Origin of the sequence: Pseudoalteromonas sp. NZS127 (assembly GCF_015864805.1) — a bacterium.
GTDB lineage: Bacteria > Pseudomonadota > Gammaproteobacteria > Enterobacterales > Alteromonadaceae > Pseudoalteromonas > Pseudoalteromonas nigrifaciens.
In genome coordinates, this window is sequence record NZ_JADYWN010000006.1 from 191,947 (window position 1) to 211,661 (window position 19,715).

The following is a 19,715-nucleotide window of genomic DNA, read 5'->3' on the forward strand; positions in this document are numbered from 1 at the left end:
TATTATTGATAGCTTTAGAGAGCCGTATTTACTACGGCTTTTTTGTGTTTCTAAATCGTATTAGCTCATTGGTTAGCCAGCTATTTGCGGTTAACTTAGCACCACTGCTTAAAATTACCGTGTAGGCTTTACCACTCCATGAACTTTTACTAGCGAGATTATTAATGAAGTCGTCGGCTGTTTTTGCATAACGTTTAGCTTTACGGTATTTCATGGCTAAATGCTCGGCGGCTTCTTTGCTAGTATGTTCATCGCCATTGCGGATAAAAGTGGCGTTGCTGTTGCTAATAAAGGTAATTAAATGCTGCACTTCTTGGTCGGGTTCTCGATTGGGTTCTTGATTAGGTAATTGGTTGGGGTGTGCAGCTAGGCTTATTTGGCTAAAAAAGGTGAATAATATGGTCAGTAGCCAAGCAGAATAAATACGAGTTTTTTTCATGTTATACATCATCAACTTTTAAAGTGGCTAAAATAGGGTTGTGATCAGAACTGGTATATTCGCTTACTAAAGTATCAGAAATAACAACACCACGAGCCCACACTTGATCCAGGGCTAAACCAAATGCTTTTGTACGCTTGTCATCTACGTATATAGCTTCTTTAAGGCCCAGTTTACTCAGCGCGTCATTAACTAGCTTTTGGCGTGCATCGCTCCATGCGTTTAAATCGCCCGCAAAAAGAATTGGCCCTTTGTGTTGTTGCATTATTTTTATACTGGCTTGTAACTGTTGCGCGTAGGCTTTAGTACCAAACGTAAAGTTAATGCCGTGCAAATTAACGCTCAATAAGCGTTGTTGGTTAGCCATTGCATATTCAACAATGTTAGTTGCTTTTGGGCTTCGTAACCATGGCTCTTTATGAATAAAAGTACAATGTACAGTTGCAGGCCAGCGGCTAAGCGTCATTACACCAGATTGTACATTGCCACTTTTATAACCGGGCGAAAAACGCCAAAAAGGTTTAAGGCTAGTAAGGCGTGTATCTACAATAGCCTCTTGTAATAAAACAATATCAGCAGTTTCATTAAGGTGAGTTAAATCTTTATATAGGCCTTGGTTTTGTGCCTTATAAATATTCCATGAGAGTAACCTAGCTTGTTGAGGAACAATAAACTTACGGCTGTATGTTTTTTGCCTACTTGCCTGTAGTTGCTGATTACAACGCAGAGGAGTATATGCGGTTTCGGTTATACCTTGCGCTTCATCTGATGGGTTTAGTTGTGCTAGCGCCAAGCTAGAGTTTATAGTTAAAAAAGAGCATGCAGCAATAATGCAACGTATTAGCTTTTTGTGCATTTAATACCTTATTTAAAATTAGCCGTGAGCAATATCAATAGTGTGTACTTTGGGTGGTTTAAGCGTTAAAAGTTCATTTTTTAAGTGGTGTTTAAGTAGGGTAATACTTTGTGCTTGAAGTTTAAAGAGAGTTTTAATCACTGTGTTAATTATGTACTAGGCTTACATCCTTGTAAGCAACTACAATGCTATTGTTACTCGTAACGCAGTGCATCTATAGGGTTGAGCCTGGCGGCTTTAATGGCTGGGGCTAAACCAAACACTATGCCAATTAATGAAGTAAAACCAAACGACAACATTACCGCCCATGCCGGAATATACGCATCTGGCATGCTAGGAACCATAAACGAAATAAGCCCCGCTGCGCCATAACCAATGGCAAGCCCAATCAACCCGCCAAATAGCGATAACACCACAGCCTCAACTAAAAACTGCAACATTATAAAGCCGGGTGTAGCGCCTAGCGCTTTAAGGGTGCCAATCACGCGGGTGCGCTCAGTTACCGACACTAACATAATATTCATTACACCTATGCCACCAACTAATAAGCTAATACCAACAATACCTGCGGTTATGGCAGTGGCACTACCGGTAAATTTATCTACTTGGGCGCGGGCTTTTTCAGCAGTTTCAAATTCAAAGTCATTGTCGTCGCCGTCTTTAAGTTTATGTAACTGGCGCAGTATACGAGTAATTTTTGCTAGTACCTGCTCTTCGTTAGCGTTATCTTCAAGCCTAAACATAATTTGTACATTACTTTGCGTATTGCCTCCCTCTAACGCACTCATAGTGCTAATGGGAATATTAATATAATCGTCTTGATCAAAGCCCAAAAAGCTACCTTGTTTTTCGGCTACACCAATAATTCTAAACCATTCGCCACCTAGCTTTATGTATTCGCCTACCGGATTGCTGGGTAAGTTTAATTTTTCGATAATTGACGGCCCAATAAAAGCTACGCGGCGGCGTTTTTCGTCGTCTTCAGCGCGAATAAAACGGCCTAGATCGGGGTAGGTACGGTATGCTTTTTGATAGTCTTGCTCAGTACCCATAACCCGCGATGAATGACTTTTATTACCATACTCAGCTCCGCCCGAAAAACGCCAAGTAAACATTAGTGCGGTGAGTGTTTCTGCTTCTTTTACTCGTGCTTTTAAGGTTAAAAAATCGTCGTAGCTAAGTTTTGCATTTTTACCAACCATTTCTAGCTCAATACTGGTATACGCCTTAATAGTAGTTACATCGGGCGACATATCAGCGAACTGATCGTTTATTTGCTTGGTAAAGCCTTGCATTACAGCAACCACAGTTACTACTGCGGCCACGCCAATAATAATACCTAAACAGGTGAGGGCAGAGCGCATAGCATTTGCTTTAATTGCCGAAAATGCGGCTTTAGTGCCTTCCATAGTGGCCAGTGCAAGTTTAAACATGCTGCCTTGCTCCTTGGTTTTTAGTTACGTCACTCACTACTTTACCATCCACTAAGCGAATTACCCGCTGACAGTGGTCGGCAATTTCTTGCTCATGTGTAACCAAAATAATGGTATGCCCTTCGTTATGCAGCTCATCAAATAAGGCCATAATTTCGTGGGTGGTTTTACTGTCTAAGTTACCGGTTGGCTCATCACCTAATAATATATGCGGTTTAGTGACTAAAGCACGAGCAATAGCAACTCGTTGACGTTGCCCGCCCGACAGCTGGCTTGATAAGTGATTTACTTTGTCGGCTAAGCCCACGCGCTTTAGCGCCTCAAGGGCTTGTTGTTTGCGTTGTTTGCTAGGGGTAAAGCGGTAAACTAAAGGCTGCATTACATTTTCTAGCGCCGATGCGCGTGGTAATAAGTTAAAGCTTTGAAATATAAATCCGACGCTTTCGTTGCGTTGGTGCGCAAGCTCGGTTTCGGTCATACTTTTTACTAACTTATCTTTTAAATAATACTCGCCGCTGGTGGGGGTATCTAAGCAGCCTAACAAATTCATTAGGGTAGACTTGCCAGATCCTGAGGGGCCAATAATGGCCACATATTCATTGGGCATAATGCTAATGTTTACATCATCAAGTGCTTTAAATATCTCAGCGCCCATTTTGTATTGTTTATTAATATGCTCAAGCTTGATCACCGCAGTCATTAGTTGTTTTCCTTCGCAGCGGCTTTTACTTTTACTGTGTCGCCTTCTTTTAAAGTACTAATAGGGCGAGCCGGGCCAATAACTATTTTGTCACCTTCATTGAGCCCCTCGGTAATTGCTTGTTCAATATCTGATGATATACCAACAGTTACGGTTACTTTACTAACGCTGTTGTCGTTATTTAGGCGCCAAACAAAGGTGCTGTCGTCTTGTTTTTGAATTGCTTCTATTGGTAACTTTAAACCATTTTCGGCAATGCTGGTGGCAATTTCTGCTCTACAGCTCATTCCGGCATATAGTTGACGATCGGTAGCATCGAGTAATACTTTTACCTTAAATGATAACCCTTGTGAGCCAGGCTGATTTTTAGCCGAGGTACCAATGTTTATTACTGTGCCAGTAAAAGGATTATTAGGATAAGCAGCGGCATAAATATTTGCTTTTTGGTGGAGTTTAATACTGGCTATGTCGGTTTCATCAACCCGCAACTCAGCTAAAATAGCACTGGGGTCAGCAACCAGCATTAAATCAGAGCCTATTATATTGGTCGTTCCGGCAATAACCGTTTCGCCTTCTTTAATATTAACCGAAGCCAATAGGCCACTCATAGGCGCTTTAAAAACACTTTTATTTAACCGATCTTGGGCAATTTGCAACGACGCATGAGCTTGGTTAAACGACTCTTTACGAGATTCAATATCTATTTTAGCTAAGTCGCGGGCACTTGCTAGGTTTTCATAGGCTTCTTCATTGCCCAAACCGACATCGTAAAGCTCTTTTTGTCTTTTTAGTTGGCGCTCAAAGTTAACTAAGCGAATTTGGCTATGTTTAATTTCTATTTCGGTGGCACGTAGTAGCGCTTTATTGCGGGTTACTTCAGATTCAAATGCAGTGGTATCAAGGCGCATTAAAATATCGCCTTGTTTTACACTTTGGCCTTCTTCGACAAATACTTTATCTACTCGGCCGGTAACTTCAGAGCGCAGCTGAACTTGAGTATTAAATACTAAGTTACCAGACGCCATTATTGAGTCGGCAATATTGCCTAGTTCAACATGGGCGATATTTACCTCGGGCTGTTTTTTATCACCAGAAATTTGTTTTGATACAATTAACGCTATAAAAGCGGCAATAGCGAGTGTGATGATAATGGCTTTTTTCATTTTATCGGTCCGTGAGTGAAAATGTGCAGAGGCTAACTTGCCTCTGCATAATAATTAAAGTGCGGCTATAATCGCCCAAACACTAAAAATAATAATACTTGGTAAGGCTGCAAACAGCAGTGCTTTATTAGTTGAGAAATTAGTCCAGCATTTTAGCCCAACCATGCCCAGCGCAATGCTCCAAATAGTGAACAGGTTAATTGATTCTAGTAAGGTATAAAAAGTATGTGTGGCATCAAGCCCAACAATGAGCTGATTGATAGAAGCGTAACTAAACACCGCTTGTTGCGAAATTTGATCTGTGTTGGCCATTAATACTAAGGCGATAGTGCCAAGGCTTGAAATAACCGTAGGCATCATTGTCCATAATGAAAAGCCATACCAAGCACCGTAACTATGTTGTGAGTTAGGATCGAGTTTAGCTATCAGCATATAATAAAGTGCAACTAAAGCATTCATTATTACTATGCCAATAATACCGCCGATCATGCCAAACCACATTTGGTTTGGGGCATTTTGTTCAATCGCTTGACGAATCATTTTTTGCTCGCCAATAGTGGCATCAACACTTGAAACGGCTACTTGCTCATTAATTAAAAACTGTATATCAACACTATTATAAAAAACAAACATACTCGCGGCGGTGGCAACTGCTATACAAATAAGGGCCAACCATGACCAGCCTTTTGCTTGCTCTATACCATTAAACGCTTTACTTGGGCTGATATAAATATCGATTAGTGCGCTTAGCGCGTTAGGTGACTTCATTATTATTCCTTAATAACCTAATTTGGGGGGAATTACTGGCTATAGCATAAGGCAAAATGAGGATAAGGTGATTATTTTATTGTAACGGTTTGTTAACGTAGTTTGTTTAGTGGCCAGGTTATTTATGCTGCTAAAACTAAAAAAGAGCCTTTCGGCTCTTGGGTTGCAGCAATTACAGTGCAATTTTTAAAGTGTAAAGTCTACTGAATAAGCAACATAGGCTTTTACGTCAGAGCCATCTATATCGGTATCAGATAAACCAAAAGTGAAACCATCTTTAGATACTGCTATGCCATAATCAATAATATTGTCATCACCTATAAAATCACCAGAGTAGTGGCCTAAATGAAATGCTATTTCGGTGCCGTTATTGCCAACAGCAAAAGCATAATCTGCCTTTAGGTAAAGTGAGTCAGCAAAGTCTGTACCGTCACCACTTGCTGCAGAGGTTGCTAATACAGCAGCACCAAAGGTGAAGCCTTTTACACTTATACTGCCGTAAATCTCAGAAAAGTCAGCATCAGCCGTGGAAGCTGCATCTGGGTATGCATAATAAATGTAACCAACATCGTAGCTCACGCTTTCATTAATAGCGCCACCAAAGCCTGCATACAAGTCTAATTCATAGGTCATCTCATCGGCCCAAGAGGCATTTGATGCCCAAGCACCGGCATAAAAACCAGACTTGTTGGTGTAGTCAATGCCGCCTGAAATGGCTGCATCACCACTGGTTTGTTCTTGTCCGCGCCATAAATAGTTTGATGTTGCTGCCGCATTAGCGGTTACTTCAGCATAGGCTGCTGTTGATGCGACACTAACTAAAGAGAGTGCTGTTATTGTTATGACTTTTTGTAGTTTTAGCATGTTTTAGTTCCTGTTATATGATTGCATGCCAAAGCTTTAAGGCTTATAGCTTGGCAGCATTTTATTATTTAACAGAAAAGAAGATTGCACGGGGTATGCCAGCTTCACTTTATTGCAGTGAATATGGTTTTAGGTGTTTTAAAACAATAGCTTATAATTAGTAGAGGGAGAGGTGCAGAGATAAGATTTTAAGGGGTTTTACATTTGTGGTGCATAAATTAACCTAGCTGCACCAAATCGGCGCTGCTAGGTTAGTTATTAATAATTAACCAAAAATAGTACGCATTAAGCTAATTGTTTCGTTAACTCCACGACCTTTTTGTACTTCATTAATAATAGAATCACGTTTGCTACGAATATGCTCAGGAATATCGTCAGCTGCAAGTGCGCGGTCTACTAAAATTTCTGCAGATTCTTTACCTCTACGCTTAGTTTTACCTGTACCTGAAGTACTGCGCTTTGGCTTGCTTAGCAGCTTGATGTAATTAGAACTATCGGCTGTTGTGGTGTCTGCATAGTAAAAAAAGCACGGAATAAGCGCTTTAATGCTTACCAGCTGCTCTTCTAATTCGTTGTCTGCTTTAGCCATTTTAAACCAAGACAGAGTTTGAATTTTCTGTACTATGTCTTGCCAGTAACGCTCAAAGTCAGTGTTTTTTAGCTTGCTAACACCCAGTGCGCCACATAAAGCATCTAATCTATTATTGCTAATAGGAGTAAATACGTCAGGACGACGCATCGCTAATAAGCGAGTCGCTGGAGCGAGCGTTGGCTTTTCGTTACCATCGCTAAAAGCTTTTAAGTAAGCAGCAACAAATTGCTGGTACTCATAATGAGTAATATTACCTTCCAACGGAATATTGCTAAGTGCATCATCAAACGCATCAGGCATATCAGCCAGTAGTTGATGAAACGCTTTAGCGCTTTTAGTTGATGCAAACCATTCAACATCAAAGTTGTAAGTGCTTGGATCAAGCGATGCCATGTGCTTACCACTAAACGCAAGTAAGTCTTCTGGGGTCATATCTTTAAGTGATTGCGGGCGAATGCTTGCAATGTAGCTTGTTAAGCGAAGCTGCTCATCAAGTGCAATAAGATCTTTGTGCTGCTCAATAAATGTAGTTACTACAGGCCAAGGCGCTACACGTAACGTTTTAACTTGTAAAAAGCTAATAGCAGAAATAAGTTGGTCGTGCAGTTTTTTTAGTACTGGTAACTGTTGCGGCTCTAGCAAGTCGTAATTCATACGATCTTTGCTTGCGTTAAGCAGTTCATAGCACCAAAGTAAAAAATCATCTGGGTGGTTTTCTACTTTCACGGCCATTAGATTTAGGCTGAGTTCTGAGGATTGCTTCAGAATGTTTTGGTATATTTGGTTTTCTTGCTCGCCTAGCGACATTTGTGACGGTGAAATTAGCAGTTTTTTCATGCCTTGTAGAACCTCGAGTTAGATGCATTTTTTAGCTGGTCTATTTTAGCGCAAATCTTGCAATAACAACAGAGGCATATACAAGCCTTAAGAATACAACAGTTAAAGTGCTCATAATTATTAATTTATTAAAACAATAAAATAGTTAACTTAAGTGACGAAAACTCAATTAGTTTAGATTGTTTGAAAATCATACGACAGTGTGTTTTTCATGTCTTACTTGTTGAAAAGTAATGATTTGTTGTTTTTTATAAAGTGAGCATGTGTTGTTTGTTAATATTTAAATAGTGTTGATATTATTAGCGCGTAGATTCATCATTAAAAAATAAATTAGTTGAAAGTTATTTTTTTTAGTACTGACAATGATTTTAGTGATAACTCTCGCTATGATATGAGTATTATTTGCACATTTGAAAGGACGATCATGAAAACCTTATTTAAAATTATAGGTGTAATACTGCTGTTATGTATTGCACTTATCGTTGCAGCACCCTTTTTAATTCCTACTGATGCTATTTTTAATAAAGTCTCTGAGCAGGTAGAACAAACCACAGGACGTACATTAACTATTAAAGGCGATAAAACGCTGAGTGTATTTCCTGCATTAAAATTAGAACTTAATGATGTACATTTTGCCAACATGAAATCGGGCTCTCGCGCCGATATGGCAAGTATGCAGCAGCTTGCAGTACACATCCCTTGGCTATCGCTATTAGATGGTGAATTTAAACTCGATAAGTTTGTTATTAACGAGCCTGATATTTTATTAGAGACCGATAAAAACGGTAAAGCTAACTGGCAGCTATTTGATGCGGTAGCTGAGCAGCCTAAAGAGCAAACAGGATCTGCGGAAGCTATAAAATTACCTGAGAACTTTGACATTGAGCTAGGGGAGGTTGCCATTTATGGTGGTACCTTTACTTATTTAGATGGTAAAACCGGGGTTAAACAGCAAATAAGTGATTTAGAGCTGGCTATTTTACTTCCATCACTGCGTAAAACATTAGAAGTAAAAGGCGCAATAACTTACATGCAAGAGCGCTTTGAGCTTGATGTAAAACTAGATACGCCAGCAAAAGCGATCGAAGGCACTACTTTTAATATTCAGCAGAGTTTAGATTCACGTTTAGTTGATTTAACCTTTGAGGGAACTATTGCTAAACAAGGCCAAGATATAAAAGGTCAGTTAGCGCTAAGTGGAGACTCGGTAAAAAATATAGCCAAATGGCAAGGTGTAGAGTTAAACGCCAAAGAGAACGCCTTTAATGCTTTTAGTGTAAATGGCAAAATGCATTTAGCGGGTGAGCAATTTAAGCTTGAAGAGCTTATTGCCACATTAGATGCACTGCAAATAAAAGGTAAAAGTGAGCTTAATTTAGGTAAACGACTTGCTGTAATGGCAAACATTGACTTAGGTATGCTTGACTTAAACCCATACTTACCAGAAGCCGTAGCTAAAAAAGAGCAGCCAACTACAGACGAAACTAAACCAGCAGAGCCTATTGTATGGGACGACACTAAAATAGACTTAAGTGCCTTAAATACGCTTGATGCTAATGTAGTAATACGTTCAAGCGGTTTAAAAGCTAACGATATTAAACTCGGTGCAAACCAATTTACAGTAGTGTTAAAAAATAGTGTCGCTAAATTAAGCTTAGATAACTTTGCAGCCTATGAGGGAACAGGGAAAGGGGCAATTAATATTAATGCCCAGCAAATACCTTATAAAATAACCACTAATTTTGATTTGGCAGGTATTGATGCACAACCGTTATTAACCGATGCCGCAGGATTTGATAAATTAATGGGTAATGGCTCATTAAATTGGAACTTAACCACAAATGGGCAAAGCCAAAAAGAGTTTGTTAACGCACTTAATGGTGAGTTAGGGTTTGAGTTTGCTAATGGCGCAGTACAAGGCGCAAATATAGCTGAAATGATTCGCAAAGGTAAAGAGTTGCTTAAAGGTAATGTAGGGGCTGTATCAGAAGGACTAGATACTGGCTTTGATAAGTCACAGCAAACCGACTTCTCAGCATTAACGGGTAGCTTTAAGTTTACTAATGGGGTGGGCCATAATAACGACCTGTCGTTAATCAGCCCACTGATCCGTATTTCAGGCGAAGGTGATGTGGATTTACCTAATACTATTATTAATTACCGACTAGTAACCGGTATAGTCGGTTCTATTGAGGGGCAGGGTACAACCGATGATAGTACCGGCTTTAAAATACCACTGCGTATTAAAGGGCCATTCCATGATGTAGGCATTAAGCTTGATTTTGGTAATGCGCTTAAAGAAGAAGCAAAAGAAAAGCTCAAAGAAAAAGCAAAAGACAAACTTAAAGATAAATTGAAAGGTTTGTTTGGCTAAAACCCTGATAAATAATCTACAAGGCACTAAGATAGTGCCTTGTTTGTTTTGTAACCATATGTAAAATAGCTAGATAGCCGTAATTACTCAATATTAATTAGCTTTCCCTCATAATTAATTAAAAAATAACCTACCGCTCCCCCCGTAATGCTGGTACAATTGCCCGCCCTTAAGAGACAACTAGCTTGTTTTTTGAGTGGATTTCAATCGAAATGTCTTGATTTTAAACGAATTTAAGACAAGTTGTAATTACTACACCGGAGGTCATTAACATGATCCAAATGCAAACTCAGCTGGAAGTTGCTGATAACAGCGGCGCTCGCAAAGTGCAGTGTATAAAAGTCCTTGGTGGTTCTCACCGTCGCTATGCAGCGATTGGCGACATCATTAAAGTTTCTGTAAAAGAAGCTATTCCTCGCGGTAAAGTGAAGAAAGGTGATGTTAAAAACGCGGTAGTTGTGCGCACCAAAAAAGGCGTTCGTCGTCCAGACGGTTCTTTGATCCGTTTCGATAGCAATGCAGCTGTTATCTTAAATGATAACTTGCAGCCTATTGGTACTCGTATCTTCGGCCCTGTGACTCGTGAACTTCGTAATGATAAGTTCATGAAAATCGTTTCACTAGCCCCAGAAGTACTGTAAGGAGTCTATCATGGCAGCAAAAATCCGTCGTGATGACGAAGTAATCGTTCTAGCAGGTAAAGACAAAGGTAAGCGCGGAAAAGTGCTTTCAGTTGTTACTGAATCTGGAAGATTATTTGTCGAAGGCATAAACTTGATCAAAAAGCACCAAAAGCCGGTTCCACAATTGAACCAGCCTGGCGGTATTGTTGAGAAAGAAGCGTCTATCGACGTATCAAACGTTGCGATCTACAACTCGGAAACGAGTAAAGCAGATCGTGTAGGTTTCAAGATTGAAGATGGTAAGAAATTACGTATCTTTAAATCTACTGGTAAAACTATTTAATAGTTGGAGTAGAATGATGGCGAAACTGCATGAAGTATATAAAGACAAAGTAGTAGCTGAACTTCAAGAGAAGTTTGGTTTCAGCTCTGTCATGCAAGTCCCTCTGATCGAAAAGATCACATTGAATATGGGCGTGGGCGAAGCCCTAGCTGACAAGAAAATTCTAGATAACGCTGTTGCGGATCTAGCTGCAATCTCTGGTCAGAAACCTCTAATCACTAAAGCACGCAAATCTGTTGCTGGCTTCAAAGTGCGTGAAGGTTACCCGATAGGTTGTAAAGTAACCCTACGTGGCGAACGTATGTGGGACTTTTTTGAGCGTTTGGTATCAATCGCTATCCCACGTATTCGCGACTTCCGTGGCGTAAGTGCTAAGTCTTTTGATGGACGTGGCAACTACAGCATGGGCGTACGTGAACAAATCATCTTCCCAGAAATCGATTACGATAAAGTAGACCGTGTACGCGGTATGGATATTACTATCACTACTTCTGCGAAATCTGATGAGGAAGGCCGTGCGTTGTTAGAAGCGTTTAACTTCCCATTCAAGAAATAAGGGTAGGGTTATGGCAAAGAATTCTATGAAAGCGCGCGAAGCAAAGCGCACAAAACTAGTTGCTCAGTTCGCTGAAAAGCGCACAGCACTAAAAGCTATCATCAGTGATGTTAATACATCTGAAGATGATCGTTGGGACGCGGTACTTAAGCTACAAGCTTTACCACGTGATTCTAGCCCTGTACGTCAGCGTAATCGTTGTAACATTACGGGCCGCCCACATGGTTTCCTTCGCAAATTCGGCATGAGCCGTATTAAAGTTCGCGAAGCAGCTATGCGCGGTGAAATTCCTGGCCTTAAAAAAGCTAGCTGGTAAAAGAATCACGGGAGTAAGACTATGAGCTTGCAAGATCCTATCGCGGATTTGTTTACACGAATCCGTAACGGTCAGTCAGCGAAGAAAGTATCTGTAACGATGCCTAATTCAAAACTGAAAGTAGCAGTAGCTAAAGTATTAAAAAATGAAGGTTACATCGCTGATTTCGCAATCAATGGCGACGTAAAACCTGAGCTTTCTATCGAATTGAAGTACTTCGAAGGCAAAGCTGTTATTGAAAATATCCAGCGTGTTAGCCGCCCTGGTTTACGTATCTATAAGAGACGTGACGAATTACCAAAGGTAATGGGTGGTCTAGGTATCGCTATCGTATCAACTTCTAAAGGCCTAATGACAGACCGCGCAGCACGTAGTGCAGGCGTTGGTGGTGAAATCATTGGTTTTGTAGCTTAATCGGAGGGGAACTATGTCTCGCATAGCAAAGGCACCAATTAGTGTTCCTGCCGGTGTAGAAGTTACATTAAAAGGCCAGGAAATCACAGTTAAAGGCAAAAACGGTGAATTAACTCGTACTATCAACAACGCTGTTGAAGTAAAAGTTGAAGAAAACGTTATTACAACTTTACCTCGTGAAGGCGTAACAGATGCATGGGCTCAAGCAGGTACTGCTCGCGCTCTAATCAACAATATGATTGTTGGTACGCATGAAGGTTACGAGAAGAAACTTCAGTTAGTAGGCGTTGGTTACCGTGCAGCAGCTAAGGGTAAAACATTAGATTTAACTCTTGGTTTCTCGCATCCAGTTCATTTCGCAGTTCCTGAAGGAATTACGATTGAAACTCCAAGCCAAACAGAAGTTCTAGTTAAGGGCGTAGATAAGCAGTTAGTTGGTCAAACAGCTGCTAACATTCGTGCATACCGTAAACCTGAGCCATATAAAGGCAAGGGTGTTCGTTATTCAGATGAGAATGTGCGCCGTAAAGAGGCTAAGAAGAAGTAAGGTAAGACGATGGATAAAAAAACAGCTCGTCTACGTCGTGCTAAACGCACTCGTAGAAATTATATTGAACAAGGCACAACGCGTCTTGTTATCCACCGCACGCCACGTCACATATACGCTCAAGTAGTTACTGCTGAGGGTACTGTACTGGCTGCTGCTTCTACTGTTGAAAAAGCTATTTGCGAAACAGTTAAAGGCACCGGCAACGTTGCAGCTGCGCAAGCAGTTGGTAAAGCGGTTGCTGAACGTGCGGCTGACAAAGGCATCGAAAAGATTGCTTTTGATCGTAGTGGCTTTAAATATCACGGCCGTGTGAAGGCGCTAGCTGATGCTGCGCGTGAAGCCGGTTTGCAATTCTAGGAGTAGACAATGGCTAACGTAGAAGCAAAGCAACAACAGCCTGATCTAGCTGAAAAGCTAATCGCGGTGAACCGTGTGTCTAAAGTAGTTAAAGGTGGTCGTATCTTTAGCTTTACAGCACTAACAGTAGTTGGTGATGGCGCAGGTAAAGTAGGTTTTGGTTATGGTAAAGCACGTGAAGTTCCAGCTGCTATTCAAAAAGCAATGGAAAAAGCACGTCGCAATATGATCAATGTAGACCTAAATGGCAACACATTACAGCATCCTGTTAAAGGACGTCATGCTGGCTCACAAGTGTTTATGAAACCAGCCTCTGAAGGTACTGGTATCATCGCTGGTGGTGCAATGCGTGCGGTACTAGAAGTGACTGGTGTGCAGAACGTACTTTCTAAATGTTACGGTTCTACTAACCCAATCAACGTAGTGCGTGCAACAATCTCTGCTCTTGAGAATATGAATTCTCCTCAGTCGATTGCTGCTAAACGTGGTCTTCGCATAGACGAGATACTGGGGTAACCATGGCAAATCAAACTGTAAAAGTAACACAAGTAAAAAGCTCTATCGGTCGTTTACCGAAACATAAAGCTACATTACGCGGTCTTGGTTTACGTCGTATCAACCACACTGTTGAGTTAGAAGACACAGCATGTGTACGTGGTATGATAAACCAGGTTTCTTACATGGTTAAGGTAGAGGGTTAATTTCATGCATTTGAATACACTTTCACCTGCTGCAGGTTCAAAAACTGCTCCAAAACGTGTTGGTCGTGGTATCGGTTCTGGTCTTGGTAAGACTGGTGGCCGTGGTCACAAAGGTCAAAAATCACGTTCTGGCGGTAAAGTACGCGTTGGTTTCGAAGGCGGTCAAATGCCTATGCAACGTCGTCTACCTAAGTTCGGTTTCACTTCTCGCAAATCATTAGTATCTGCAGAAATAAACCTATACGAAATCGCTAAAGTAGAAGGCGATGTGGTAGACCTAAGCGCGTTACAAGCAGCTGGTCTAGTTAAAAAGAACGTTTTGTTCGTTAAAGTTGTTAAATCTGGCGAAGTTTCACGCGCTGTTACCGTTAAGGGCCTTAGAGCCACTAAAGGTGCACGCGAAGCTATCGAAGCTGCCGGAGGCAAGGTAGAAGACTAAGGAAGTACTAATGGCTAAACCAGGTCAAGATATGCAAAGTGCACAAGGTGGACTTTCGGAATTGAAGCGCCGATTACTCTTCGTATTAGGTGCTATCATTATATACCGTCTAGGTTCATTTGTGCCGATCCCTGGGATTGACGCCGCTGTACTTGCCGATTTCTTCGAGCAACAAAAGGGCACCATTGTTGAGATGTTCAACATGTTTAGCGGTGGTGCGCTTGAGCGAGCTTCAGTGTTAGCACTGGGTATTATGCCGTATATCTCGGCTTCGATTATTACGCAACTATTAACGCATATGTATCCTCCGTTTATAGAGCTTAAGAAAGAAGGTGAGCAAGGGCGTAAAAAAATTAGCCAGTACACACGCTATGGCACGCTTGTGCTTGCTACTATCCAATCAATCGGTATTGCCACAAGCTTACCGGGCATGATGGAAGGGTTAGTTGTTAACCCTGGTATGGGTTTCTATTTCACCGCAGTGGTGAGTTTAGTGACTGGTACTATGTTCCTTATGTGGTTGGGCGAACAAATAACAGAACGTGGTATTGGTAACGGTATCTCTGTTTTAATATTTGTTGGTATTGTAGCTAACCTGCCGTCTGCTATTGGTTCGACAGCTGAAATGGCGCGCCAAGGTGATTTGAATGTTTTTGTACTGTTGATGGTTGCGGTAATCGTATTCGCTGTTACTTATCTTGTAGTGTTTTTTGAACGTGGCCAACGACGTATTGTTGTTAACTACGCTAAACGCCAACAAGGTCGTCAAGTATTTGCTGCCCAAAGCACGCATTTACCACTAAAAGTAAATATGGCGGGTGTTATTCCACCAATTTTCGCTAGCAGTATAATTCTGTTCCCTGGTACAATTGCCAGCTGGTTCGGCCAGGGTGAAGGTCCGGTCGCTGATGTGTTACAAGCTATAGCTACAACGTTGACCCCAGGTCAGCCATTGTATGCAATGGTTTTAGCAGCAGCTATCATCTTCTTCTGCTTTTTCTACACAGCGTTGGTGTTTAACCCACGTGAAACAGCAGATAACCTGAAGAAATCTGGCGCATTTATCCCAGGTATTCGTCCAGGTGAGCAGACATCTAAATACATTGATAAAGTGATGACACGCCTGACATTGGCAGGTGCTTTGTATATAACCTTTATCTGTCTGGTGCCTGAATTCATGACAATGGCATGGCAAACGCCATTCTACTTCGGCGGTACATCAATTTTGATTATCGTAGTTGTTATCATGGACTTTATGGCACAAGTACAGACTCACCTGATGTCTCATCAGTATGATTCTGTGCTGAAAAAAGCGAACCTTAAAGGCTATGGTCGATAAGGTCAGTTTACGGAGTTGAGCAATGAAAGTACGTGCTTCCGTTAAGAAAATATGCCGTAACTGTAAAGTTATTAAACGTGCTGGTGTAGTACGCGTAATTTGCAGTGAGCCTAAGCATAAGCAAAGGCAAGGTTAAGTAAACAGCGTGCAGGCTGAGTTTTCTCGGCCTGTGTTTTTAGTAGTGATTTGGTCTTCGTTTGAGTATCCTTACGGGCTCTTCAAACAGATGATTACCAAATTCGAATATAGGAGATGTGTTAGTGGCCCGTATTGCTGGCATTAACGTCCCTGATCATAAACATGCAGTTATTGGTTTAACAGCTATTTATGGCATAGGTAAGACTCGCTCTAAGGCTATCTTAGCAGCGACTGGTATCGCCGAGACCACAAAAATCGGTGAACTTTCAGACGAAACTCTTGACGTATTGCGTGATGCAGTTGGCAAGTACACCGTTGAAGGTGATCTTCGTCGTGAAGTTACTTTAAATATCAAGCGCCTAATGGACCTTGGTTGTTATCGTGGCCTACGTCACCGTCGCTCTTTACCACTACGTGGTCAAAGAACTAAGACTAACGCGCGTACCCGTAAGGGTCCTCGTAAGCCTATTAAGCGATAAGGGGATAGTATTATGGCTAAGACACCAATTCGTCGTAAAAAGGTTAAAAAACAAGTTGCTGATGGTATGGCTCATGTTCATGCTTCTTTCAACAACACTATTGTAACGATTACCGATCGTCAAGGTAATGCACTATCATGGGCTACTGCCGGTGGTTCAGGTTTCCGTGGTTCACGTAAATCTACTCCATTTGCTGCTCAGGTTGCTGCAGAGCGTGCAGGTACTGCTGCTCAAGAATACGGTTTAAAAAATCTAGAAGTTTTCATCAAAGGTCCAGGTCCAGGTCGTGAATCTGCTGTACGTGCTTTGAATGCTGCTGGCTACCGTATTACCAACATTACTGACGTGACGCCAATACCACATAATGGTTGTCGTCCACCGAAGAAACGTCGCGTTTAACAATAGGTTAGGAGAAATAACATGGCAAGATATTTGGGCCCTAAGCTCAAGCTGAGTCGTCGTGAAGGCACTGACCTGTTCCTTAAGAGCGGCGTAAGAGCTATCGACTCTAAGTGTAAACTTGAGACTGCACCTGGTCAGCATGGCGCTCGTAAAGGTCGCTTATCTGATTACGGTTTACAATTACGTGAAAAGCAAAAAGTACGTCGTATCTACGGTGTATTAGAAAAGCAATTCCGTAACTACTACAAAGAAGCTGCTCGCCTTAAAGGTAATACAGGTGAAAACTTGTTACAGCTATTAGAGCAACGTTTAGACAATGTTGTATATCGCATGGGTTTTGCTAGCACACGTGCAGAAGCACGTCAGTTAGTAAGCCATAAAGCGATTTTAGTTAATGGTCGTGTTGTGAATGTTCCTTCGTACGTAATTGCTCCAGAAGATACTGTTGTAATCCGTGAGAAGTCTAAAACACAAGCACGTATCATCGCTGCTCTAGAGTTGGCTGAGCAACGTGAAAAGCCGACTTGGGTTGAAGTTGACGGTAAGAAATTGGAAGGCAGCTTTAAGCGTCTACCTGAGCGTTCAGATCTGTCTGCGGACATTAATGAACAACTAATCGTCGAACTTTACTCTAAGTAAAGTTAAGAGTTAAGAGAGGATAAAATGCAGGGTTCTGTTACAGAATTTCTAAAACCAAGGTTAGTCGATATCGACGCTATCAACCCAACACGTTCTAAAATAGTTTTAGAACCACTTGAGCGTGGCTTCGGTCACACTTTGGGTAATGCCTTACGCCGTATACTGCTTTCATCTATGCCTGGATGTGCAGTAACTGAAGTTGAAATCGACGGTGTATTGCATGAGTACAGCGCGAAAGAAGGCGTTCAAGAAGACATCATTGAAATACTATTAAACCTAAAAGGTTTAGCAGTAACGTTAGAAGGCAAAGATGAAGTTTTTCTGACCCTGGCTAAATCTGGTGTAGGCCCTGTGACTGCGTCAGATATTCAGCACGATGGCGATGTAACAATTGCTAACCCAGATCATGTTATTTGTAATTTAACAACAAATAACAGCGAGATCAGCATGCGTATTCGTGTTGAACGTGGTCGTGGTTATGTGCCGGCATCTAGTCGTTTATCCTCTGATGACGATGAGCGTCCAATTGGTAGATTGTTGCTTGATGCATCATTTAGCCCAGTTGAACGTATTGCGTACTCGGTTGAATCAGCTCGAGTTGAGCAACGTACAGATTTAGACAAGTTAATCATTGATATGGAAACAAACGGCACTTTAGATCCAGAAGAAGCGATCCGCCGTGCGTCTACTATCTTAGCTGAGCAATTAGATGCATTCGTAGATTTACGTGATGTAACTGAGCCAGAAGAGAAAGAAGAGAAGCCAGAATTCGATCCTATTCTACTTCGTCCAGTTGATGATCTTGAACTAACAGTACGCTCAGCAAATTGTTTGAAAGCCGAGCAAATTCAATATATCGGTGATTTAGTTCAGCGCACTGAAGTTGAGCTTCTTAAAACGCCTAATTTAGGTAAGAAGTCTCTAACTGAAATTAAAGACGTGCTAGCTTCACGTGGACTTTCTCTAGGCATGCGCCTAGAAAATTGGCCACCTGCAAGTTTAGCTGAATAATCTAAATCACTATATTAGTTTAGTTAGAAGGATAGGGTCATGCGCCATCGTAAGAGTGGTCGTCAATTAAACCGTAACAGTAGCCATCGTAAAGCGATGTTTAGCAATATGGCAGGTTCTTTGGTGAAACATGAAATCATCAAAACTACTTTGCCTAAAGCGAAAGAGTTACGTCGTGTAATTGAACCTTTAATCACACTGGCTAAGACTGACAGTGTAGCAAATCGCCGTTTAGCGTTTGCTCGCACGCGTGATAATGAAGTTGTTGGTAAGTTATTCAGTGAAATCGGTCCACGTAACGCGGATCGTCCAGGTGGTTACACTCGTATTCTTAAGTGTGGCTTCCGTACTGGTGATAATGCACCAATGGCTTATATTGAACTAGTTGGTCGCCCAGCGACTAGCGAAGCAGTTCAAGAAGACGCACAGTCTGCAGAGTAAGTCTTAAAGAAACCTAAAAGCCGAGCCTATGCTCGGCTTTTTCTTGCCTAAAATTTGTTAATCTATATGAATCAGTGAGTACCTTCTATTATGATCGTTTACGAGTACTGACTCATAGATTCTAAATTGATAAGTTGTTTTAACGCCTGCTTTAATATCCCTACCAAGTTACTCTTTACTTATTACTCATTCAAAATAGCCTATCAGATCATGGTTAAGGATTATCTTCATTATATATTGTTCGTTTAGAGCTATTATATAATACAACTCCAAAACTTAGATTATCCAGTAGAGCGGCCCACTACGAAGTTTATATTTATAAATCTGATTATAAGACATAACGTGTACTCATTTACCTATATACCTATATACCTATATTAAGAATCTCATATCAAGGTTGAGTATTACGGCCTAAGTAAACTTACTTCTTAATATTATTAAATTATGATTAAACATAGCTCGATCAATTCAATTTTCGCCTTTTGATTACTTTAAATGATTTTAAGTAATACGAGTCTTCTCATATTGGTTAGTTATTTAGCATAGATGATCCAAATATGTCTTTATTCATTAGTAGTTGTCATAACTTTAATTTCAAATAGCGCTATAAATGTCTTAATGATAGTAGTTTAGTTGTGTTTTTAAGCGTTTAGCTCAAATACTCAGCGAACAGCAGTTTATTTCAAGTTTTCTTTAAAAAACAGTTGATCTGTTTTCGGATCTCCCTATAATGCGACCCCACTGAGAAGGGAAACGCCGAAGCATAGCAAGGCAGCAACTACTTAGAGAGTTAAATAAAACTTCGGTTTTAAATCTTCCAAAAAGAAAGTTTAAAACAAAGTGTTGACTCGAAAAATAAAGGATGTATTATACGCATCCCTTGAGACGCTAAAGCGACTCAAAACGTTCTTTAACAATATAAAGCAATCATCTGTGTGGGC

General features: G+C 41.0%; 26 protein-coding genes. 18 read left to right on the forward strand and 8 right to left on the reverse strand.

Annotated elements, in window-relative coordinates; all coding sequences use genetic code 11:
• Nucleotides 1-31 precede the first annotated feature (31 nt).
• The 8 genes from I6E78_RS08365 to I6E78_RS08400 form a co-directional block, all read right to left on the reverse strand.
• Entirely contained in the window at nucleotides 32-439 is a 408-nt protein-coding gene (locus I6E78_RS08365; protein ID WP_225740950.1) for a YfeK family protein, read from the reverse strand.
• 1 nt (nucleotide 440) lies between these two features.
• On the reverse strand, nucleotides 441-1,295 hold the full coding sequence (locus I6E78_RS08370; RefSeq protein WP_197182278.1) for an endonuclease/exonuclease/phosphatase family protein: 855 nt from the start codon (nucleotides 1,293-1,295) through the stop codon (nucleotides 441-443).
• Nucleotides 1,296-1,489: 194 nt separating this feature from the next.
• Nucleotides 1,490-2,728 (reverse strand): ABC transporter permease, encoded by a 1,239-nt coding sequence (locus tag I6E78_RS08375; RefSeq protein ID WP_011329457.1) that lies wholly within the window; start codon nucleotides 2,726-2,728, stop codon nucleotides 1,490-1,492.
• Nucleotides 2,721-3,428 (reverse strand): ABC transporter ATP-binding protein, encoded by a 708-nt coding sequence (locus I6E78_RS08380; protein WP_197182279.1) that lies wholly within the window; start codon nucleotides 3,426-3,428, stop codon nucleotides 2,721-2,723. The genes I6E78_RS08375 and I6E78_RS08380 overlap by 8 nt, the downstream gene beginning before the upstream one ends.
• Complete coding sequence (locus tag I6E78_RS08385; protein ID WP_011329455.1) at nucleotides 3,428-4,591, reverse strand: efflux RND transporter periplasmic adaptor subunit; 1,164 nt, start codon at nucleotides 4,589-4,591, stop codon at nucleotides 3,428-3,430. Before I6E78_RS08385 ends, I6E78_RS08380 begins: the two co-directional genes overlap by 1 nt.
• A gap of 54 nt (nucleotides 4,592-4,645) precedes the next feature.
• Nucleotides 4,646-5,359, reverse strand: coding sequence for a YIP1 family protein (locus I6E78_RS08390; RefSeq protein WP_011329454.1), 714 nt, complete (start codon nucleotides 5,357-5,359; stop codon nucleotides 4,646-4,648).
• A 186-nt stretch (nucleotides 5,360-5,545) separates the two neighbouring features.
• Complete coding sequence (locus I6E78_RS08395; RefSeq protein WP_197182280.1) at nucleotides 5,546-6,223, reverse strand: TorF family putative porin; 678 nt, start codon at nucleotides 6,221-6,223, stop codon at nucleotides 5,546-5,548.
• 265 nt (nucleotides 6,224-6,488) lie between these two features.
• A complete protein-coding gene (locus I6E78_RS08400) occupies nucleotides 6,489-7,652 on the reverse strand; it encodes a hypothetical protein (RefSeq protein ID WP_197182281.1) in 1,164 nt (387 codons plus the stop codon).
• 424 nt (nucleotides 7,653-8,076) lie between these two features.
• Here I6E78_RS08400 and I6E78_RS08405 point away from each other — a divergent pair, with 424 nt between their 5' ends.
• The 18 genes from I6E78_RS08405 (at nucleotide 8,077) to rplQ (ending at nucleotide 18,774) form a co-directional block, all read left to right on the forward strand.
• Nucleotides 8,077-10,026, forward strand: a complete 1,950-nt coding sequence (locus I6E78_RS08405; RefSeq protein ID WP_197182282.1) for an AsmA family protein — start codon at nucleotides 8,077-8,079, stop codon at nucleotides 10,024-10,026.
• A gap of 272 nt (nucleotides 10,027-10,298) precedes the next feature.
• Complete coding sequence (gene rplN, locus I6E78_RS08410; RefSeq protein WP_011329449.1) at nucleotides 10,299-10,667, forward strand: 50S ribosomal protein L14; 369 nt, start codon at nucleotides 10,299-10,301, stop codon at nucleotides 10,665-10,667.
• A 10-nt stretch (nucleotides 10,668-10,677) separates the two neighbouring features.
• Nucleotides 10,678-10,992 carry a 50S ribosomal protein L24 gene (rplX, locus tag I6E78_RS08415; protein WP_011329448.1) on the forward strand — a complete coding sequence of 105 codons (315 nt, stop codon included), beginning with the start codon at nucleotides 10,678-10,680 and terminating at the stop codon, nucleotides 10,990-10,992.
• A gap of 16 nt (nucleotides 10,993-11,008) precedes the next feature.
• Nucleotides 11,009-11,548 (forward strand): 50S ribosomal protein L5, encoded by a 540-nt coding sequence (gene rplE, locus I6E78_RS08420; protein WP_011329447.1) that lies wholly within the window; start codon nucleotides 11,009-11,011, stop codon nucleotides 11,546-11,548.
• Nucleotides 11,549-11,558: 10 nt separating this feature from the next.
• A complete protein-coding gene (rpsN, locus tag I6E78_RS08425) occupies nucleotides 11,559-11,864 on the forward strand; it encodes a 30S ribosomal protein S14 (protein WP_011329446.1) in 306 nt (101 codons plus the stop codon).
• 21 nt (nucleotides 11,865-11,885) lie between these two features.
• The gene (gene rpsH, locus I6E78_RS08430; protein WP_011329445.1) at nucleotides 11,886-12,278 is read left to right on the forward strand and encodes a 30S ribosomal protein S8; all 393 of its coding nucleotides are present in this window, start codon (nucleotides 11,886-11,888) and stop codon (nucleotides 12,276-12,278) included.
• 13 nt (nucleotides 12,279-12,291) lie between these two features.
• The gene (gene rplF / locus I6E78_RS08435; protein ID WP_011329444.1) at nucleotides 12,292-12,825 is read left to right on the forward strand and encodes a 50S ribosomal protein L6; all 534 of its coding nucleotides are present in this window, start codon (nucleotides 12,292-12,294) and stop codon (nucleotides 12,823-12,825) included.
• 9 nt (nucleotides 12,826-12,834) lie between these two features.
• The gene (gene rplR, locus I6E78_RS08440; RefSeq protein ID WP_011329443.1) at nucleotides 12,835-13,185 is read left to right on the forward strand and encodes a 50S ribosomal protein L18; all 351 of its coding nucleotides are present in this window, start codon (nucleotides 12,835-12,837) and stop codon (nucleotides 13,183-13,185) included.
• A gap of 9 nt (nucleotides 13,186-13,194) precedes the next feature.
• Nucleotides 13,195-13,701: a 30S ribosomal protein S5 gene (rpsE, locus tag I6E78_RS08445; protein ID WP_011329442.1), complete on the forward strand. Its 507-nt coding sequence runs from the start codon at nucleotides 13,195-13,197 to the stop codon at nucleotides 13,699-13,701.
• A gap of 2 nt (nucleotides 13,702-13,703) precedes the next feature.
• The gene (rpmD, locus tag I6E78_RS08450) at nucleotides 13,704-13,886 is read left to right on the forward strand and encodes a 50S ribosomal protein L30 (RefSeq protein WP_011329441.1); all 183 of its coding nucleotides are present in this window, start codon (nucleotides 13,704-13,706) and stop codon (nucleotides 13,884-13,886) included.
• 4 nt (nucleotides 13,887-13,890) lie between these two features.
• Nucleotides 13,891-14,325 (forward strand): 50S ribosomal protein L15, encoded by a 435-nt coding sequence (gene rplO, locus I6E78_RS08455; protein WP_011329440.1) that lies wholly within the window; start codon nucleotides 13,891-13,893, stop codon nucleotides 14,323-14,325.
• Between the two features lie 10 nt (nucleotides 14,326-14,335).
• Nucleotides 14,336-15,664, forward strand: coding sequence for a preprotein translocase subunit SecY (secY, locus tag I6E78_RS08460; protein WP_011329439.1), 1,329 nt, complete (start codon nucleotides 14,336-14,338; stop codon nucleotides 15,662-15,664).
• 22 nt (nucleotides 15,665-15,686) lie between these two features.
• Nucleotides 15,687-15,800, forward strand: a complete 114-nt coding sequence (gene rpmJ, locus I6E78_RS08465) for a 50S ribosomal protein L36 (RefSeq protein ID WP_002959476.1) — start codon at nucleotides 15,687-15,689, stop codon at nucleotides 15,798-15,800.
• A gap of 124 nt (nucleotides 15,801-15,924) precedes the next feature.
• Complete coding sequence (gene rpsM / locus I6E78_RS08470; RefSeq protein ID WP_006794252.1) at nucleotides 15,925-16,281, forward strand: 30S ribosomal protein S13; 357 nt, start codon at nucleotides 15,925-15,927, stop codon at nucleotides 16,279-16,281.
• Between the two features lie 12 nt (nucleotides 16,282-16,293).
• Complete coding sequence (gene rpsK / locus I6E78_RS08475) at nucleotides 16,294-16,680, forward strand: 30S ribosomal protein S11 (RefSeq protein ID WP_002959471.1); 387 nt, start codon at nucleotides 16,294-16,296, stop codon at nucleotides 16,678-16,680.
• Between the two features lie 21 nt (nucleotides 16,681-16,701).
• Nucleotides 16,702-17,322, forward strand: a complete 621-nt coding sequence (gene rpsD, locus I6E78_RS08480) for a 30S ribosomal protein S4 (RefSeq protein ID WP_011329438.1) — start codon at nucleotides 16,702-16,704, stop codon at nucleotides 17,320-17,322.
• Nucleotides 17,323-17,346: 24 nt separating this feature from the next.
• Nucleotides 17,347-18,333 carry a DNA-directed RNA polymerase subunit alpha gene (locus tag I6E78_RS08485; RefSeq protein ID WP_011329437.1) on the forward strand — a complete coding sequence of 329 codons (987 nt, stop codon included), beginning with the start codon at nucleotides 17,347-17,349 and terminating at the stop codon, nucleotides 18,331-18,333.
• Between the two features lie 39 nt (nucleotides 18,334-18,372).
• The gene (gene rplQ, locus I6E78_RS08490) at nucleotides 18,373-18,774 is read left to right on the forward strand and encodes a 50S ribosomal protein L17 (protein ID WP_002959450.1); all 402 of its coding nucleotides are present in this window, start codon (nucleotides 18,373-18,375) and stop codon (nucleotides 18,772-18,774) included.
• The last annotated feature ends 941 nt before the right edge of the window (nucleotides 18,775-19,715 follow it).

Coding starts and splice junctions, on each gene's coding strand:
- rplX (WP_011329448.1), top strand. CDS start 10,678: ATGGCAGCAAAAATCCGTCGTGATGACGAAGTAATCGTTCTAGCAGGT.
- rplF (WP_011329444.1), top strand. CDS start 12,292: ATGTCTCGCATAGCAAAGGCACCAATTAGTGTTCCTGCCGGTGTAGAA.
- I6E78_RS08380 (WP_197182279.1), bottom strand. CDS start 3,428: ATGACTGCGGTGATCAAGCTTGAGCATATTAATAAACAATACAAAATG.
- I6E78_RS08375 (WP_011329457.1), bottom strand. CDS start 2,728: ATGTTTAAACTTGCACTGGCCACTATGGAAGGCACTAAAGCCGCATTT.
- I6E78_RS08485 (WP_011329437.1), top strand. CDS start 17,347: ATGCAGGGTTCTGTTACAGAATTTCTAAAACCAAGGTTAGTCGATATC.
- rpsD (WP_011329438.1), top strand. CDS start 16,702: ATGGCAAGATATTTGGGCCCTAAGCTCAAGCTGAGTCGTCGTGAAGGC.
- rplO (WP_011329440.1), top strand. CDS start 13,891: ATGCATTTGAATACACTTTCACCTGCTGCAGGTTCAAAAACTGCTCCA.
- I6E78_RS08405 (WP_197182282.1), top strand. CDS start 8,077: ATGAAAACCTTATTTAAAATTATAGGTGTAATACTGCTGTTATGTATT.
- I6E78_RS08400 (WP_197182281.1), bottom strand. CDS start 7,652: ATGAAAAAACTGCTAATTTCACCGTCACAAATGTCGCTAGGCGAGCAA.
- rpsH (WP_011329445.1), top strand. CDS start 11,886: ATGAGCTTGCAAGATCCTATCGCGGATTTGTTTACACGAATCCGTAAC.
- rpmD (WP_011329441.1), top strand. CDS start 13,704: ATGGCAAATCAAACTGTAAAAGTAACACAAGTAAAAAGCTCTATCGGT.
- I6E78_RS08395 (WP_197182280.1), bottom strand. CDS start 6,223: ATGCTAAAACTACAAAAAGTCATAACAATAACAGCACTCTCTTTAGTT.
- secY (WP_011329439.1), top strand. CDS start 14,336: ATGGCTAAACCAGGTCAAGATATGCAAAGTGCACAAGGTGGACTTTCG.
- rplQ (WP_002959450.1), top strand. CDS start 18,373: ATGCGCCATCGTAAGAGTGGTCGTCAATTAAACCGTAACAGTAGCCAT.
- rpsE (WP_011329442.1), top strand. CDS start 13,195: ATGGCTAACGTAGAAGCAAAGCAACAACAGCCTGATCTAGCTGAAAAG.
- rplN (WP_011329449.1), top strand. CDS start 10,299: ATGATCCAAATGCAAACTCAGCTGGAAGTTGCTGATAACAGCGGCGCT.
- I6E78_RS08390 (WP_011329454.1), bottom strand. CDS start 5,359: ATGAAGTCACCTAACGCGCTAAGCGCACTAATCGATATTTATATCAGC.
- rpmJ (WP_002959476.1), top strand. CDS start 15,687: ATGAAAGTACGTGCTTCCGTTAAGAAAATATGCCGTAACTGTAAAGTT.
- I6E78_RS08365 (WP_225740950.1), bottom strand. CDS start 439: ATGAAAAAAACTCGTATTTATTCTGCTTGGCTACTGACCATATTATTC.
- I6E78_RS08385 (WP_011329455.1), bottom strand. CDS start 4,591: ATGAAAAAAGCCATTATCATCACACTCGCTATTGCCGCTTTTATAGCG.
- I6E78_RS08370 (WP_197182278.1), bottom strand. CDS start 1,295: ATGCACAAAAAGCTAATACGTTGCATTATTGCTGCATGCTCTTTTTTA.
- rplE (WP_011329447.1), top strand. CDS start 11,009: ATGGCGAAACTGCATGAAGTATATAAAGACAAAGTAGTAGCTGAACTT.
- rpsK (WP_002959471.1), top strand. CDS start 16,294: ATGGCTAAGACACCAATTCGTCGTAAAAAGGTTAAAAAACAAGTTGCT.
- rplR (WP_011329443.1), top strand. CDS start 12,835: ATGGATAAAAAAACAGCTCGTCTACGTCGTGCTAAACGCACTCGTAGA.
- rpsN (WP_011329446.1), top strand. CDS start 11,559: ATGGCAAAGAATTCTATGAAAGCGCGCGAAGCAAAGCGCACAAAACTA.